This is a genomic window from Kitasatospora cineracea, from assembly GCF_003751605.1.
In the GTDB taxonomy this organism is placed as follows: domain Bacteria; phylum Actinomycetota; class Actinomycetes; order Streptomycetales; family Streptomycetaceae; genus Kitasatospora; species Kitasatospora cineracea.
Genome location: NZ_RJVJ01000002.1, coordinates 1,116,804 through 1,133,204, shown reverse-complemented (window position 1 = coordinate 1,133,204; position 16,401 = coordinate 1,116,804). Strand labels below are relative to the sequence as shown.

General features: G+C 71.5%; 5 protein-coding genes and 1 pseudogene. 2 read left to right on the top strand and 4 right to left on the bottom strand.

What is annotated here, in order from left to right; translation table 11 throughout:
- Window positions 1-21: 21 nt before the first annotated feature.
- The 3 genes from EDD39_RS31370 to EDD39_RS31360 all read right to left on the bottom strand — a co-directional run bounded on the left by EDD39_RS31370 (window position 22) and on the right by EDD39_RS31360 (window position 11,936).
- Window positions 22-6,522: a non-ribosomal peptide synthetase gene (locus EDD39_RS31370; protein ID WP_123562536.1), complete on the bottom strand. Its 6,501-nt coding sequence runs from the start codon at window positions 6,520-6,522 to the stop codon at window positions 22-24.
- Complete coding sequence (locus EDD39_RS31365) at window positions 6,519-11,594, bottom strand: non-ribosomal peptide synthetase (protein ID WP_162870266.1); 5,076 nt, start codon at window positions 11,592-11,594, stop codon at window positions 6,519-6,521. The genes EDD39_RS31370 and EDD39_RS31365 overlap by 4 nt, the downstream gene beginning before the upstream one ends.
- A 150-nt stretch (window positions 11,595-11,744) precedes the next feature.
- Complete coding sequence (locus EDD39_RS31360; protein WP_123562532.1) at window positions 11,745-11,936, bottom strand: MbtH family protein; 192 nt, start codon at window positions 11,934-11,936, stop codon at window positions 11,745-11,747.
- Between the two features lie 322 nt (window positions 11,937-12,258).
- On the opposite strand from EDD39_RS31360, the gene EDD39_RS39085 reads away from it, so the two are divergent.
- Window positions 12,259-12,483 carry a hypothetical protein gene (locus tag EDD39_RS39085; RefSeq protein ID WP_148089565.1) on the top strand — a complete coding sequence of 75 codons (225 nt, stop codon included), beginning with the start codon at window positions 12,259-12,261 and terminating at the stop codon, window positions 12,481-12,483.
- A gap of 34 nt (window positions 12,484-12,517) precedes the next feature.
- Here the strand turns inward: EDD39_RS39085 and EDD39_RS31355 are convergent, their stop codons facing one another.
- Window positions 12,518-15,574 (bottom strand): AfsR/SARP family transcriptional regulator, encoded by a 3,057-nt coding sequence (locus tag EDD39_RS31355; protein ID WP_244257379.1) that lies wholly within the window; start codon window positions 15,572-15,574, stop codon window positions 12,518-12,520.
- A gap of 637 nt (window positions 15,575-16,211) precedes the next feature.
- Here EDD39_RS31355 and EDD39_RS31350 point away from each other — a divergent pair.
- A pseudogene (locus EDD39_RS31350) lies at window positions 16,212-16,364 on the top strand (amidinotransferase); the annotation flags it as partial.
- Window positions 16,365-16,401 lie beyond the last annotated feature (37 nt).

The following is a 16,401-nucleotide window of genomic DNA, read 5'->3' as shown; positions in this document are numbered from 1 at the left end:
GTCAGATCCTCGTTCGGCTGGTCACTGGAGGTGGAGGTGGAGGGACAGGTCGATCTCGTCCCCGCTCATGGCGGCGATCTCGTCGATCAGGAGCTGTTCCACGGTGACCGCCAACGCGGCGACGGTCGGGTTCTCGAAGACGTGCCGGACCTGGACGGGGCAGTCGAACGCCTGGCGCATCCGGGAGGCGACGACGGTGGCCCGCAGCGAGTGGCCGCCGAGTTCGAAGAAGTTGTCCTCGACGCCCACCCGGTCGATGCCCAGGGCGACGGACCAGATACTGGCGATCACGTCTTCGGTGGGCGTGCCGGGTTCGACGAAGGAGGTGCTCTTGGCGCCCTCGTCGGTGGTGGGTGCGGGGAGGGCTTTGTGGTCGATTTTGCCGGTGGGGGTGGTGGGGAGGGTGGTGAGGTGGATGAAGTGGGTGGGGATCATGTGGTCGGGGAGGGTGGTGGTGCACCAGGTGCGGAGGGTGGTGGTGGTGAGGGGGGTGGTGTCGGTGGTGGTGTAGTGGGCGGTGAGGTGGGGGTGTCCGGGTCGGTCTTCGCGGATGGTGGTGATGGCTGTGGTGATGTGGGGGTGGTTGGTGAGGGTGGTTTGGATTTCGTCGAGTTCGATGCGGTGGCCGCGGAGTTTGATCTGGTTGTCGAGGCGGCCGAGGTAGTGGAGGGTGCCGTCGGGGAGTCGGCGGACGCGGTCGCCGGTGTGGTAGATGCGGCTGCCGGCGGGTCCGTGGGGGTCGGGGGTGAAGCGGTCTGCGGTGAGGGCGGGTTGGTGGTGGTAGCCGCGGGCGAGTTCGGGGCCGCCGATGCACAGTTCGCCGGGGATGCCGAGGGGGGTGGGGTTGCCGTGGGGGTCGAGGACGTAGGTCCGCCGGCTGCCCAGAGCGATGCCGATGGGGATGCGGTCGGCGGTGCGCCGCCGGACGGTGTGGGCGGTGGCGGCGATGGCGGTTTCGGTGGGGCCGTAGGTGTTGACGACGGGGATGTGCGGGAGGTGGGTGAACCAGGCGTCGGTGGGAGCGGGCGGTAGGACCTCGCCGCCGGTGATCACCAGGCGCAGTGTCGCGAGGGGGTTGCGGGAGGCGGGGGTGAGGCCGGCGGCGAACTCGGCCCAGTAGGTGGGGACCAGCTCCATGACGGTGATGCCATGGGTGTGGATCTGCTCGCGGAGTTCCTCGATGGTCCACATCTGGTCGGGGCGGATCACCACCCGGGCTCCGGCGGTGAGGCCGGGGAGGGTCTGTTCGAGTGCGGCGTCGAAGGAGTAGGAGGCGAACTGCAGGACGCGGTCGTGGGGGGTGAGTCGGTAGTGCTCGCGGATGGTGTGGGTGTGGCGGGCGAGGGCGGGGTGGTCGACGGCGACGCCCTTGGGTCGGCCGGTGGAGCCGGAGGTGTAGATGATGTAGGCGAGCGTGTTCCCGGCCGGCGGGTGCGGGGTGTGGGTGCCGGTGGCGGGGAGGTCTTCGACCAGGACGGGTGTGCGGTGCAGTGAGGTGGCCAGGTCGGCCAGCTCGTGCTGGGTGACGATGCAGGTGAGGGCCGCGTCCTGGGCCATGTGGGTGAGGCGGGCGTGGGGGTAGGCGGGGTCGAGCGGGACGTAGGCGCCGCCGGCTTTCCAGATGCCGAGGAGTGCGACGGGCAGCCATGGGCTGCGTTCCAGGCAGACGCCGACCCGGGATTCGGGTCGGACTCCGGTGGCGTGCAGGGTGTCGGCGAGTGCGTCGGAGCGGTCGGCCAGTTCGCGGTAGGTGAGGTGTTGTTCTCCGCAGACCACGGCCACCGCGTCCGGGTCGCGTGCCACCTGGGCCGCGAACGCCTCCAGGACCGACGGCGGCTCACCGGCCACCTCGACCGGCGCGCTGAGGGCCTCGACGCTCTTCCGCTCCTCCTCGGAAAGCATCCGCAGGTCGCCGACCCTGGTGCGGGGCGAGTGGGCGATCTCGGTCAGGACGCTTTCGACATGGGAGGCCAGGCGGAGGACGGTCGCCCGGTCGAAGAGGTCGGTGGCGTACTCGACATGGAGGGAGAAGCGACCCTCCCGGCCCGTGCCGAAGGAGAGCGAGAGATCGAACTTCGCCGTGTTCCGCGGGAGATCGACGGGCGTGAACTCGGCCCCGGCAGCGGTGACCCGGGTGGCGGGCCGGTCGTTGACGTCGAACAGCACCTGGAAGAGGGGGTTGCGGCTGGGGTCGCGTGGGGGTTTGAGGTCTTCGACGAGGCGTTCGAAGGGGAGGTCTTGGTGGTCGAAGGCGTTGAGGACGTTGTCGCGGACGCGGGTGAGGTGGGTGGTGAAGGTGGGGTTGTCGGTGAGGTCGGTGCGGGTGACGAGGGTGTTGACGAAGAAGCCGATGAGGCCTTCGGTTTCGGCGCGGTTGCGGCCGGCGATGGGGGTGCCGATGGCGATGTCGGTCTGTCCGGACCAGCGGGCGAGGACGGTGTGGAAGGCGGCGAGCAGGACCATGAAGGTGGTGGCCCGGTGGGTGCGGGCGAGGGTTTCGAGTTGGGTGATGAGGGTGGTGGGGAGGGTGTGGGTGATGGTGGCGCCGCGGCCGGTGCGGGTGGTGGGCCGGGGGTGGTCGGTGGGGAGGTCGAGGGTGGTGAGGTCGGCCAGGGCGGTGCGCCAGTGGGCGAGTTGGTCGTCGAGGACCTGGCCGGTGAGGTGGTTGCGTTGCCAGGAGGCGAAGTCGGCGTACTGGACGGGGAGCGTCGGGAGGGTGGGGGTGGTGTGGGTGGTGCGTGCTTCGTAGTGGGCGGTGAGTTCGTCGGTGAAGATCTTGGCGGACCAGCCGTCGGAGGCGACGTGGTGGAAGGTGACGGTGACGAGGTGGTCGTCGGTGTCCAGGGTCCAGGCGGCGCAGCGCAGGAGCGGGGCGGTGGCGAGGTCGAAGGGCCGGGTGGAGAAGGCGGTGGCCAGGTCGCGGGCGTGGTCGAGGCGCTGCTCGGCGGTGGCGGGGGTGGTGGTGAGGTCGTGCCACTGGGTGGGGACGGTGGCGTGGTCGGCGATGCGTTGGACGGGGCGTCCGTCGACCTCGATCAGGGCGGTGCGCAGTACCTCGTGCCGGGCGACGACGTCGTCCAGGGCCTGCTGCCAGGCCGACCGGTCCAACCGACCCCGCACCCGCCACACGTGGCTGAGGGTGTACTCGTCCCGGGTCGTGGAGAGGCGGTCCAGCAGCCACAGCCGCTCCTGGGCGAAGGAGGCCGGAAGTGCCCCGCCCCGCTCCACCCGCTCCATCCGACCACCGACCGCACCACCGGCGGCCGCGACCTGCTCGGCGAATTCGCGGATGCAGGGCTTCTCGAAGATGGTGCGCAGTTCGACCGAGCGGTTGAGCTGTTCGGCGATGCGCGAGACGGCCATGGTGGCGAGGAGGGAGTGGCCGCCGAGCTCGAAGAAGTTGTCGTCGATGCCGACGACGGTGGTGCCGAGGACTTCAGCCCAGATGTCGGCGATGGTCTGTTCGGTGGGGTTGCGCGGGGCGGTGTAGTCGGTGTCGGTGGTGGTGCGATCGGTGGTGGGTGCGGGGAGGGCTTTGTGGTCGATTTTTCCGGTGGGGGTGGTGGGGAGGGTGGTGAGGTGGATGAAGTGGGTGGGGATCATGTGGTCGGGGAGGGTGGTGGTGCACCAGGTGCGGAGGGTGGTGGTGGTGAGGGGGGTGGTGTCGGTGGTGGTGTAGTGGGCGGTGAGGTGGGGGTGTCCGGGTCGGTCTTCGCGGATGGTGGTGATGGCTGTGGTGATGTGGGGGTGGTTGGTGAGGGTGGTTTGGATTTCGTCGAGTTCGATGCGGTGGCCGCGGAGTTTGATCTGGTTGTCGAGGCGGCCGAGGTAGTGGAGGGTGCCGTCGGGGAGTCGGCGGACGCGGTCGCCGGTGTGGTAGATGCGGCTGCCGGCGGGTCCGTGGGGGTCGGGGGTGAAGCGGTCGGCGGTGAGGGCGGGTTGGTGGTGGTAGCCGCGGGCGAGTTCGGGGCCGCCGATGCACAGTTCGCCGGGGATGCCGAGGGGGGTGGGGTTGCCGTGGGGGTCGAGGACGTAGGTCCGCCGACCGCCCAGAGCGGTACCGATCGGCACCTTGCCCGGAGTGTCCCCCCGGACCGTGTGGGCGGTCGCGGTCACGGTGGTCTCGGTGGGTCCGTAGGCGTTGACGACGGTGACGCCGGGGAGGTGCTGCTGCCAGACGGCGAGCGCGGCGGGGGGCAGGACCTCGCCGCCGAGGACCAACAGCCGCAGGGTGGCCATCGCGGGCACCTGGGCCGCCGACAGGCCCGACACCATCTCCGCCCAGTACGCCGGCGGGAAGTTGGCCACGGTGACGCCGAACTGCTCGATCACGGACGGGAGGTGGGTCGGCAGCCACGGATCGTTCGGCCGGATGACCACCCGGGCGCCGCTGAGCAGTGCCGGGAGCAGCTGCTCCAGGAAGGGGTCGAAGGAGTAGGAGGCGAACTGCAGGACGCGGTCGTGGGGGGTGAGTCGGTAGTGCTCGCGGATGGTGTGGGTGTGGCGGGTCAGGGCGGGGTGGTCGACGGCGACGCCCTTGGGTCGGCCGGTGGAGCCGGAGGTGTAGATGAGGTAGGCGAGCGTGTTCCCGGCCGGTGGGTGGGGGGTGCGGGTGCCGGTGGCGGGGAGGTCTTCGACCAGGACGGGTGTGGTGTGCAGTGAGGTGGCCAGGTCGGCGAGGTGGTGCTGGGTGACGATGCAGGTCAGGTCTGCGTCCTGGGCCATGTGGGTGAGGCGGGCGTGGGGGTAGGCGGGGTCGAGTGGGACGTAGGCGCCGCCGGCTTTCCAGATGCCGAGGAGTGCGACGGGCAGCCATGGGCTGCGTTCCAGGCAGACGCCGACCCGGGACTCGGGGCCGACTCCGGTGGCGTGCAGTGCGTCGGCGAGTGCGTCGGAGCGGTCGGCCAGTTCCCGGTAGGTGAGGTGCTGTTCTCCGCAGACCACGGCCACCGCGTCCGGATCGCGTGCCACCTGGGCCGCGAACGCCTCCAAGACCGACGGCGGCTCACCGGCCGCCTCGACCGGCGCGCTGAGGACGGTGAGAGCCCGCCGCTCCTCGTCCGTCAGCAGGTCCACGCTTCCGACCGGGACGTCAGGGGTGAGCGCCACTGTTTCGAGAAGTCGGCGCAGGTGGCTCGCCAGCCGCTCGACGGAGTCGGCGTCGAACAGGTCCCTGGCGTAGGTGAAGTGGAACCTCATCCCGCCTTCGACGGGTCGCGTGATCAGCGAGATGTCGAAGGGCGAGGAGGGATCGCCGCTGTCCAGGCTCATCGGCGACAGCTGGATGGAGCCGTGGTGCGCCTCGGCCTGCTCGAAGTTCTGGGTGACGAACCAGGCCTGGAAGAGGGGGTTGCGGCTGGGGTCGCGTGGGGGTTTGAGGTCTTCGACGAGGCGTTCGAAGGGGAGGTCTTGGTGGTCGAAGGCGTTGAGGACGTTGTCGCGGACGCGGGTGAGGTGGGTTGCGAAGGTGGGGTTGTCGGTGAGGTCGGTGCGGGTGACGAGGGTGTTGACGAAGAAGCCGATGAGGCCTTCGGTTTCGGCGCGGTTGCGGCCGGCGATGGGGGTGCCGATGGCGATGTCGGTCTGTCCGGACCAGCGGGCGAGGACGGTGTGGAAGGCGGCGAGCAGGACCATGAAGGTGGTGGCCCGGTGGGTGCGGGCGAGGGTTTCGAGTTGGGTGATGAGGGTGGTGGGGAGGGTGTGGGTGATGGTGGCGCCGCGGCCGGTGCGGGTGGTGGGCCGGGGGTGGTCGGTGGGGAGGTCGAGGGTGGTGAGGTCGGCCAGGGCGGTGCGCCAGTGGGCGAGTTGGTCGTCGAGGACCTGGCCGGTGAGGTGGTTGCGTTGCCAGGAGGCGAAGTCGGCGTACTGGACGGGCAGGGCCGGCAGGGTGGGGGTGGTGTGGGTGGTGCGTGCTTCGTAGCAGGTGGTGAGTTCGTCGGTGAAGATCTTGGCGGACCAGCCGTCGGAGGCGACGTGGTGGAAGGTGACGGTGACGAGGTGGTCGTCGGTGTCCAGGGTCCAGGCGGCGCAGCGCAGGAGGGGGGCGGTGGCGAGGTCGAAGGGCCGGGTGGAGAAGGCGGTGGCCAGGTCGCGGGCGTGGTCGAGGCGCTGCTCGGCGGTGGCGGGGGTGGTGGTGAGGTCGTGCCACTGGGTGGGGACGGTGGCGTGGTCGGCGATGCGTTGGACGGGGCGTCCGTCGACCTCGATCAGGGCGGTGCGCAGTACCTCGTGCCGGGCGACGACGTCGTCCAGGGCCTGCTGCCAGGCCGACCGGTCCAGCCGACCCCGCACCCGCCACACGTACTTGAGGAGGTACTCGTCGCCACTCGCCGAGAGGCGGTCCAGCAGCCACAGCCGCTCCTGGGCGAAGGAGGCCGGCAGTGCCCCGCCCCGCTCCACCCGCTCCATCCGACCACCGACCGCACCACCGGCGGCCGCGGTCTTCCGGCCGGCCAGCCGCTTGGCGATGAGTTCCCGGCGCAGGGCGTCCGCCGTGGCGGGCGTGTTCTCGTTCTCGTTCACGACGCATCCATTTCGGCGAGCATGTCTCGGAGTTCTTCCTCGGTCAGGTCGGACATCTGAGCGGTGATGAGGTCCTCGACCGCTGTGGCCAGACCGGCGATCGTGGGAGCCCGGAAGAACTCCCGCAGCGGGAAGTCGACCTGGAACTCCACCCGGATCCGGGAGATCAGCCGGGTGGCGAGGAGCGAGTGCCCGCCGCTCTCGAAGAAGTCGTCCCGGATGCCGGGGTTCCGCAGCCCGAGCAGGCGGGCCCAGATGTCGGCGAGGGTCCGTTCGACCTCGTTCGTCGGAGGTTCGTGCCCGGCATCCGGGCCCTCGGGAGCGCTGTCCGGGTCGGGGAACCCCTGGCGGTCCAGCTTTCCGCCGGGTGTCCGCGGGACGGAGTCGATCAGCAACAGGCGCGCGGGCACCATGTGGGCCGGCAGTTGGCGCCCGCACCAGGCGCGCAGCTCCGCCGGGGTCACCGAGCCGGGCGATCGGGGCAGGACGTATCCGATCAGGCGCTGCCCGCCGGCCGGGTCCGGCCGCGCCACCACCGCGGCGAAGTCGACGCCGGGACAGCTGCCGAGCACCGATTCGATCTCACCCGGTTCGATCCTGAAGCCCCGGATCTTGACCTGGCTGTCGAGGCGGCCGAGGCACTGCAGATTGCCGTCGGCGAGCCAGCGGACCCGGTCACCGGTGCGGTACATCCGGGATCCCGGGGGCCCCAGCGGGTCGGGGACGAAGCGGTCCGCGCTCTGGGCCGGGCGGCCCAGGTAGCCGCGGGCGACGATGCCGCCGCCGATGTGGAGCTCGCCCGTCACACCGACCGGTACCGGTCGGCCGTGCGGGTCGAGGACGTAGTGGCGCGCCCCGCCGATCGTGCGGCCCACCGTCGCGGCATCAGCCGCTGCCGTGATCTCCGCGAGCGAGGACCAGACGGTGGCCTCGGTGGGTCCGTACAGGTTCCAGACCCGCAGACCGCGTTCGAGGAGCCCCGCGGCCAGCTCGGTGGTGAGGGGCTCACCGCCGGACATCGCGTGGGTCAGCTTCCCCCAGTCGCCGCCCGCCTCGATCAGCATGCGCCAGGACGTGGGCGTGGCCTGCAGGACGGTGACACCGTGCTCCCGCACGCGGTCGGCAAGCTCACGGGCGTCCAGGGATTGTTCTTTCGTCATCACGACGATGCGGCTGCCGAGGACGAGCGGCAGCAGCAGTTCGACGGTCGAGATGTCGAAGCAGATGCTGGTGAGCGCGGCGATGGTGTCGTTCCGGCCCAACGGGCAGGACTGCTCCATGCCCGCGAAGAACCGGATCAGGCTGCCGTGGTCGATGCCGACGCCCTTGGGCCGGCCGGTCGAGCCGGAGGTGTAGATCACGTAGGCGAGCGCGTTCCCGGCCGGCAGGTGCGGGTCGGTCCTGCGGGACGCCGTGCGGGGGAGGTCTTCGACCAGGACCGGTGCGGTGTGCAGTGAGGCGGCCAGGTCGGCCAGCTCGTGCTGGGTGACGATGCAGCTGAGGGCCGCGTCCCGGGCCATGTGGGTGAGACGGGCGTGCGGGTACTCGGGGTCGAGCGGGACGTACGCGCCACCGGCCTTCCAGATGCCCAGCAGTGCGACGGGCAGCCACTGGCTGCGCTCCAGGCAGACGCCGACCCGGGACTCGGGGCCGACCCCGGCAGTGAGCAGTGCCTCGGCCAGTGCGTCGGACCGGTCGGCCAGTTCCCGGTAGCTGAGCCGCTGCTCTCCGCAGACCACGGCCTCCGCGTCCGGATCGCGTGCGACCTGCGCCGCGAACCCCTCCAGCACCGACCGCGGCCCGTCGCCGGCGCCGTCGAAGTCGGCCTTCCCGGGGAGGTCGTGCAGCACCGCGAGCTCGCCGGGGACGAAGATGTCGAGGTCGCTGACCGGCGAGTCGGGGCTGTCCAGCGCCGAGCCCAGCAGTCGTGGCAGTCGGGCGCCGATGAGCTCGGCCGTGTCCCGGTCGAAGAGGTCGGTGGAGTACTGCAGGACGCCGGACAGGCCTTCCGGTGCGCCGGTCGCCGAGAAGTGCTCACTCAGGGAGAAGGTGAGATCGAACATCGCGCCGCGGAGGTCCAACGGCACCGTGTCGCGGTCCCGGTCCGGGGTGGCCGCGGTGTCGGTGTTGTTGAAGGCCAGCATGATCTGGAACAGCGGGTGGTGCGCCGGTGAGCGGTCCGGATTGACGGCCTCGACGACCTCTTCGAACGGGAGGTCCTGGTGCGAGTAGGCGGCCAGGTCGGTCTCCCGCACCCGGTGCAGGAGCTCGGTGAAACTCGGGTCGCCCTGGGTGTCGGTGCGGAGCACGAGGGTGTTGACGAAGCAGCCGACCAGGTCGGCGAGGCCCTCCTCGGTGCGGCCGGCGACAGGTGTGCCGATGGGGATGTCGGTGCCGGCCCCGAGCCTGGTCAGCAGTGCGGCGACGAGCGCGTGCAGCACCATGAACGTCGTGGCCCGGTGGGTGCGGGCGAACTCCGCCGTCCGGGCGTGCAGGTGCGGGTCGATCGTCAGGGTGGCGCGGCCGCCGGAGTGGCCCGGCACCGGTGGCCGGGCGTGGTCGGTGGGCAGGTCGATGGCGCCGGGTATCCCGTCCAGGGCGGCGCGCCAGTAGTCGGCCTGCTCGGAGCGCAGGCCGGCCGGGTCCGAGGGGTCGCCCAGGAGCTCCCGCTGCCACAGGGTGTAGTCCGCGTACTGCACCGGAAGGACGTCGAACTGCGGGACGAGTCCCTGGCTGCGGGCCCGGTAGGCGGTCATGAGGTCACGTGCCAGGGGTGCCTTCGACCAGCCGTCGACCGCGATGTGGTGCGCGAGCAGCAGGACGGTCGTGGTGTCCGGTTCGTCGGACGGGAACATCCAGGTGTGCAGCGGCGGCTCGGCGGCCAGGTCGAACACGTGGGCCGATGCCTCGTCCAGCGCGGCGGCCAGGCCGCCGTCCGTCACCACCGAGAGCGCGGGGACGGTGGACCCGGGCAGCACGCACTGGCGGGGCCGGCCTCCGTCGGGTCCGGGCGGGAACACCGTGCGCAGGCTCTCGTGCCGGCAGGTCACGTCCTGGAGCGCCCGCCGCAGCACGGCGGGGTCCGCGGGACCCGGCAGGGACAGCTGGAACGGCAGGTTGTACACCGCGCTGGGTCCCTCCAACTGGTCGAGGAACCAGAGCCGTTGCTGGGCGGGGGACAGGGGGAGCACGGCAGGGCGCGGCGCGGCGGCGAGCGTCGGCCGGGGCCGGGTGCCCCGCAGTAGCCGCGGCGCCAGCACGCGCACCGTGGGGGCGTCGGTGAGCGTCCGCAGGTCGAGTTCCGCGTGGAGGGTGGAGCGCACCAGGCCGATGAGTCCGAACGCGAGCAGGGAGTGGCCGCCGAGGTGGAAGAAGTCGTCGTCGAGGCCGACCTCGGTGACGCCGAGCACATCGGCGTAGAGATGGCACAGGACTTCCTGGACCGGGGTGCGGACGTCACCCCCGCTGCCGGTGGTCCGGTATTCGGGGGCCGGCAGCGCGCCGCGGTCGATCTTGCCGCTGCTGTTCAGGGGCAGTCGGTCGAGCACGACGACGGTGCTGGGGACCATGTAGGGGGGGAGCAGGGTGCCGACGAGTTCGCACAGTGCCGCCGTGTCGAGGTGCGCGTCGTGCTCCGCGACCACGTAGCCGACGAGACGCCGGTCGCCCTCGCGGTCCTCGCGGACCGTCACGACGGCCTGGGCGACCGCCGGCTCACGGCGCAGGGCCGCCTCCACCTCGCCCGGTTCGATGCGGTACCCGCGCAGGTTGAGCTGCCCGTCCGCGCGGGCCAGGAACTCCAGCTGGCCGTCGGCGTTCCAGCGGGCGAGGTCACCGGTGCGGTACATCCGTGCCCCGGGGGCTCCGTCCGGGTCCGGGAGGAAGGCGGCGGCCGTGGGGCCGGGGCGGTTCCAGTACCCGCGGGCCAGGCCGGGCCCGCCGACGTGGAGTTCGCCCACCGCGCCCGGCTCGACGGGTCGCAGGTCGCCGTCCAGCAGGTGGATGCTGGTGTTCCAGGCCGGGCGCCCGATCGGGAGCGGGCCGGCCGGCAGCGGGCTGCCGGGCTCCACCCGGTACTGCGTGCAGGCGACCACCACCTCGCTGGGGCCGTAGCTGTTGACCACGGCTGTGCCGGGGTACCGGGACCGCCAGCCGGCCAGGGCCTGGCCGGTCAGCTGCTCGCCACCGAGCATGAGCACCCCGCTCGGTGCGAACTCGCTTCCGAGGTCCATCAGTCGGGGGAGGAGGCTGGGTGTGCCCTTGAGGAAGGACGCCGGGTGGTCCAGCAGGTTGGCACGGGTCTGCGGGTCGTCGTCCAGGTCGGCGAGGATGATCAGCCCGCCGGAGACCAGGGGCCCGAAGAGGGCGGTCGCGGTGCCGTCGAAGGAGACCGAGCCGTGGAACGGCACACTCCCGGAGAGGTCCTGGTTGAGGTGGACGGTCCACTGGAGGTAGGCGGCCGCGGCGTGGTGCTCGACGACCACGCCCTTGGGCGTTCCGGTCGAGCCGGAGGTGTAGACGAGGTAGGCCGGATGCTGCGGGGACAGTGGCGCGACCCGGTCGGTGTCGGTGAGGTCGTCGGGCGACCGGTCGGCGCATGCCGCGCGGTGCTCGGGGGTGTCCAGCTGGAGGACCGGCAGGTCCCGGGTGAGGTGCGGGGACGTCCTGGTGTCGGTGATCAGGCAGGCCGGCCGGGTGTCGTCGAGGATCAGGCCGATCCGCCGGCCCATGTGTCCGGGGTCGAGCGGGACGTAGGCCGCACCGCACTTGAGGACGGCCAGCAGTGCGGTGAGCAGGTCGTGGTTGCGGGGCAGCAGCACCGCGACCCGGTCCTCGGGGCCGATGCCGCGGGCGGCCAGCAGCCGGGCGAGCCGGTTCGCCCGGGCGTTGAGCTCCGCGTACGAGCTGGTGGTCGTTCCGCAGACCGCGGCCGGGGCGTGCGGGGTGCGGGCGGCCTGGTCCTCGAACATGGCCACGAGGGTGGTCGGCGTACGGGGGACGGTGGTTCCCTGCGCGAGGGCCAGGAGGTCGAACGCGTACGGAGTGCGGGCAGTGCGGGGGAATTCGTCCATGGAGCTGTCCGACTCCAAGCTTGATGCAGGCATGTCACCTTCCGAACGTCGACAGGGCCGAGGGCTTTCTCCGATCACCCGGGCCGGGGCCGCCGATCTGAGCGGCCCGGCCCGGGTGCTGTGCGCGGATCGTGCTGAGCGGTGATCGGGTCAGCGGACGCTGAGCGGACGCATGTCCGTCCACAGCTCCTCGATGCGGGCGAGGCACTCGGCCCGGCCGGCCGGCGATCCGACGGCGTTCCAGCCGTTGGGCAGCTCACGGTCGGAGCGCCACACGGAGTACTGCTCCTCGTGGTTGACGACCACCAGGTAGGTCTGCAGGTCCTCGGTCACGTCGGTCATGGCGTTTCGTTCCTCTCCCAGGAGCAGGCGGGTGCGGTGAAGACGGCCCGGGAGGCGGCAGGTGCTCGGGTGGGGCCGCTGATGTCGGTCGAGGTGCCGTACACCCCTGCCCGATCGCCGCATCCCGGCCGGGGCCCTGCGGCCGCCGGCCCGGTCCGTCATGACGACGATGTTCCACAGCGCCGATATACGCCGGATCGCGGAGCCCCGGGCGGGCCGATCGGAGCGGGAGAGGGGTCGGCGATCGGGCGTGTATCAGCGTGAGATCGAGCGCGAGAAGACTGTTGCTCGAACCCAGCCCCCCGAGTGAACGGACACTCCGATGAAGCGATCGATACAGTCACTGGCGCTGCGTGTCGGTGCGGCCGTGGCCGCGGCCGGATGCGCGTCCGCCCTGGCCCTCGCGGTCTCGGCGGCCCCGGTTCACCCCGGCGCCCCGATGTCGGGCCGGTCGGTGACCGTGCAGGCCGACGGGTCGATCCCGACCCCGGCGCCGGTCTCCAGTCCGACCCCGGCGCCGGCCGGCGAGTGGAACAGCACGGGCTGAGGCCGGCACGGGTACCGCGGCGGTACCCGGTGATTCAGTCGTTCGCCGGCCCCTGAGCCAGTTCGAGGTCGGCGACGAGGGCTCCCGCCCGAACGGCGTCCGGGAGCCCCAGCCCGGTGAACACGGCGTGTGCCTGCACGGCCCGGGCCAGTGCGGACCGGAGCTCGCCCAGGTCGGCGAGGACATGGCTGAGCACGACCAGCGCGTGCCCGCGGTCGCGTTCCGCGCCCAGCTCCTCGCAGAGGGCCAGCGCCTGCTGGGCCTGGGACAGCGCCTCGACGGACTCGCCCGTCACCCGCAAGGTGTCCGCGAGGCGGAGCCGCGCCTGCGCTTCCCGGCCCCGGATGCCCTCGGCCTCGCAGAGCGCCAGACAGCTCAGGTAACTCGCGGCGGCGCCGTCGTAGCGCTCCAACTCGTGCAGGGCCAGACCGCGGACGTAGTGGGCGTAGGCGATTCCGTTCCGGTCCGCCACCGCGCGCAGGGCGACCAGGGCTTCGTCGCAGGCCTGCAGTGCCTCCTCGGCCCTTCCGCTGCGAAGGCGGGCCTGCGCGGCGTTGAGGATGGTCGCCAGTTCGCCGGAGTGGTGTCCCAACTCCCGGGCGAGCAGCGTCCCCCGGTCGTAGAAGCGGACAGCGTCGGCGTAGTTCTGCTGGAACTGGGCGATCAGACCCTGGTCGTTGAGGGTCTGCTGGAGGATGACCCGGTCGTCCGCGCGTAGGCAGGCCTCGGTCGCCAGCCGGATGTGCAGGTCGGCCTCCGCCAGCTGAATGTTCTGCAGAGCGGCGTTGCCGCAGACGAAGCGGGCCCGGCCTTCCGCGCGGTCGTCGCCCCGCAGGGCCGCCGTCTCCGCCACCGTCCGGGCGGCCTCGGCCAGTTGGCCGTAGGGAATGCCCTTGCCGTACGGACTCAGGGCGACCAGCAGGTCGGTCGCCGTGCGCAGCAGCCGGCCTTCGGGCCCGGACGGGCTCTGGGCGGCCAGGGTCACCGCATTGGTGATGCAGTCGAACTCGGTGGCCACCCAGGCCCGTGCCTCCGCCAGCGAGTCGAGCTGCGGACCCGCGGCGGGGCTGCGGACCAGGAAGACGCCGACCGGGTCGCCCGGAACCATGTGCCGGAAGGCGGTGGATCCTCCGGCGAGCAGGTGGTCGAGCATCCGGCTCAGCGCCGCACCGCGCTCGTCGTCGTCCTCGGAGGGCGGGGGAGCCGGGAGCTGCAGCGCGAAGGCGCGGACCAGATCGTGGAACCGGTACCGGCCGGGCAGGGGCGCCTCCAGCATGGCGGCGTCCACCAGTGCTTCCAGCAGGTCCTCGGCATCCTCCTCGGCGAGATCGAGGGCCGCGGCGGCGGCAGCCAGTCCGATACCGGTCCGGGTCGCGGGCGCGAGCAGCCGGAACGCCCTGGCCTGATCGGCCGTCAGTTGGCGGTAGCCGAGTTCGAAGGCCGCGGCCACCGCCAGGTCCCCGGCCCGCAGTTCACCGATGCGACGGCGTTGGTCGGCAAGCCGGCGGGTCATCGTCTCGACCTGCCACTGCGGGCGGGCGGCCAGTCGCGCGGCCACGATCCGGACGGCCAGCGGAAGATGCCCGCAGGCCGTCACCAGTTCGGTGGCGGCATGCTCGTCGGTGATGCGCTCCTCGCCGACGATCGAGCGCAGCAGGCCGGTGGCCTCGTCGGTCGTGAAGACGTTCAGATCGGCCTGGGCGGAGGTGGGCAGCCCGGTGAGTCGGGCTCGGCTGGTGACGATCACCGCACAGTCGGCCGAGCCCGGTAACAGCGGTCTGACCTGTGCCGGATCCCGGGCGTTGTCGAGCAGGAGCAGGATGCGCCGCCCGTCGAGCACGGAGCGGAAGAGGCGCGCGCGGTCCTCGGTCGCGTTGGGGAGGGCGTGCCCCGGAACCCCCAGCGTCGTCAGCAGGCTGCCCAGGACCGTCCCCGGCTCGGCGGGCTCCAGCCCGTTGCCGCCCAGGTCGGCGTACAGCTGTCCATCGGTGAACCGGGGCTTGGCCAGATGGGCGACCCGCAGCGCCAGCGTGGTCTTCCCGATGCCGCCCATGCCCGCGACGGACACCACGGGCAGCGACGTCCTGGTGGTGCTGGTGAGTACCCGGCACAGGTCGGTCACCTCGGCTGTGCGCCCGGTGAAATCAGCCGTGTCCGCCGGAAGTTGGGCGGGTCGGGAGACCAGGTGGGGGCTGCCGCCGCTCCCGGGCGCATCCTCCGCGTCCGTTCCGACCGGTGCGGACACCTCGTCCGGCCGGGCCGCCCGCGGTGCGGGGACCGGCTCCGGCTCCTGCTGGGCCTGCTGCTGCCCCTGCCTGTGCGCGGCAGCGCTGAGCAGTGGGTCGCCGGCCAGGACGCGGGCATGGAGTGCGGTCAATTCCGGCCCGGGATCGACGCCCAGTTCCTCGGCCAGGACGTGCCGGGCCCGGGCGAACACCGCCAGCGCGTCGGCCTGGCGGCCGGAGGCGTACAGCGCCCGCATCAGGAACCCGTAGGGCCTTTCCTGCAGCGGGTTTTCGGCTATGAACGCGGTGAGCTCGGGTATGACGGCCGAGTTCCGCCCCAATCGGAGATTGTGGCCGAAACGCTCTTCCAGCAGACCCCGCCGGAGTTCGTTGAGCCGTGAACGCTGCTGGTCCGCGTAGGGTCCCGGAACACCCGACAAGGGTTCGCCCTGCCACAGTCCCAGGGCCTCGTCCAGCAGTCGGCTGCAGTCGTCGTCCCGGCCCTGTGAACGGGCACGTGCGGCGTCGGCGGCCAGCTTGTCCGCGCAGTTCGCGTCCACCGAGTCCGGAGCAACCATCAACTGGTATCCGTCGTGCAGGGAAATGAGTAACTTGGGGTCGGTACGGTCGACCTCCAGGGCCTGGCGCAGGCGCCACGCGTACGTGCGCAGGCTCGACAGAGCGGAATCCGGGGAGGATTCGCCCCAGATCGCCGTGATCAATTCATGCGCCGAGGCCGATCGTCCGGGACGGAGCAGCAGGGCCACCAGAAGAGCCTGCAGCTGTGGCGACCGGGACGGGAGAACGGTCTCGCCCCGATGCATGCGCACGGGCCCGAGCACGGAGAATCTGATGTCCTCCACCATGTTCCCTTCCCCACCGACTTGGACCACGTGACCTGGACGCCTGCGGGAACGGTGGCGTCGGGACGCGGATCGCAGCTGATCGAAGGGGCCGTCAGAAGAGGGTCCTCTGCGGCCCGAATCGATTGCATGGCAAGCCACTTGAGCTGTAGCGCAGTCCGTTGGACACCCCCCCAACCCTGACAATGTAGTGCACCGGCAACCTCCACGGGAACATCACAACCAGGAAGAAAGGCGGATACCGGGCCCACCCGCAGGCACCCGGATGTGCCATGATCGGGCCGCTGATGCGCCCGAGGATTCCGAGTACTCGGATCCCGCTTCCCGGCCCGGGCGGTTTCGCCGACGCCCCGGCAAATGCGTGTGATTCCGCGCCGACACACATTCTCGGCGTCCCCCTGCGGCCGGCCCCGAGCCGGTCGACCCTCGATCGGCGACCTCCGTGAGCGGCCCGGCTGCCGATGCCGAGGACGCCACCTCACCTCACCTGTCCGGGGCCCGTGCGTCAGGACCGGGTGACGCCTCCGCACCATGCCGTCCGCGCACCGTGCCGTCTGCCGCATCCCGTCGAAGGAACCCTGCCATGAATGATTTCCCGCGGGTCCGCACCGCCCGCCCCCGCCGGTACCTGATGTGCCGCTCCGCCTACGCGGAGGCGCAGGAGTTCTTCGGGCGCCCGGTGATCAGTCCGGAACTCGTGGACCCGCGGTTCTACCACCTCGACACGGTCCTGACCGTGCTCGACGGCGACGAGATCATGTACGACCCGGAAGCCTTCTCCGCTGAAGGACGGTGGCGGCGCGAAGTGCTGCACCCTCGTCATCCGGGAC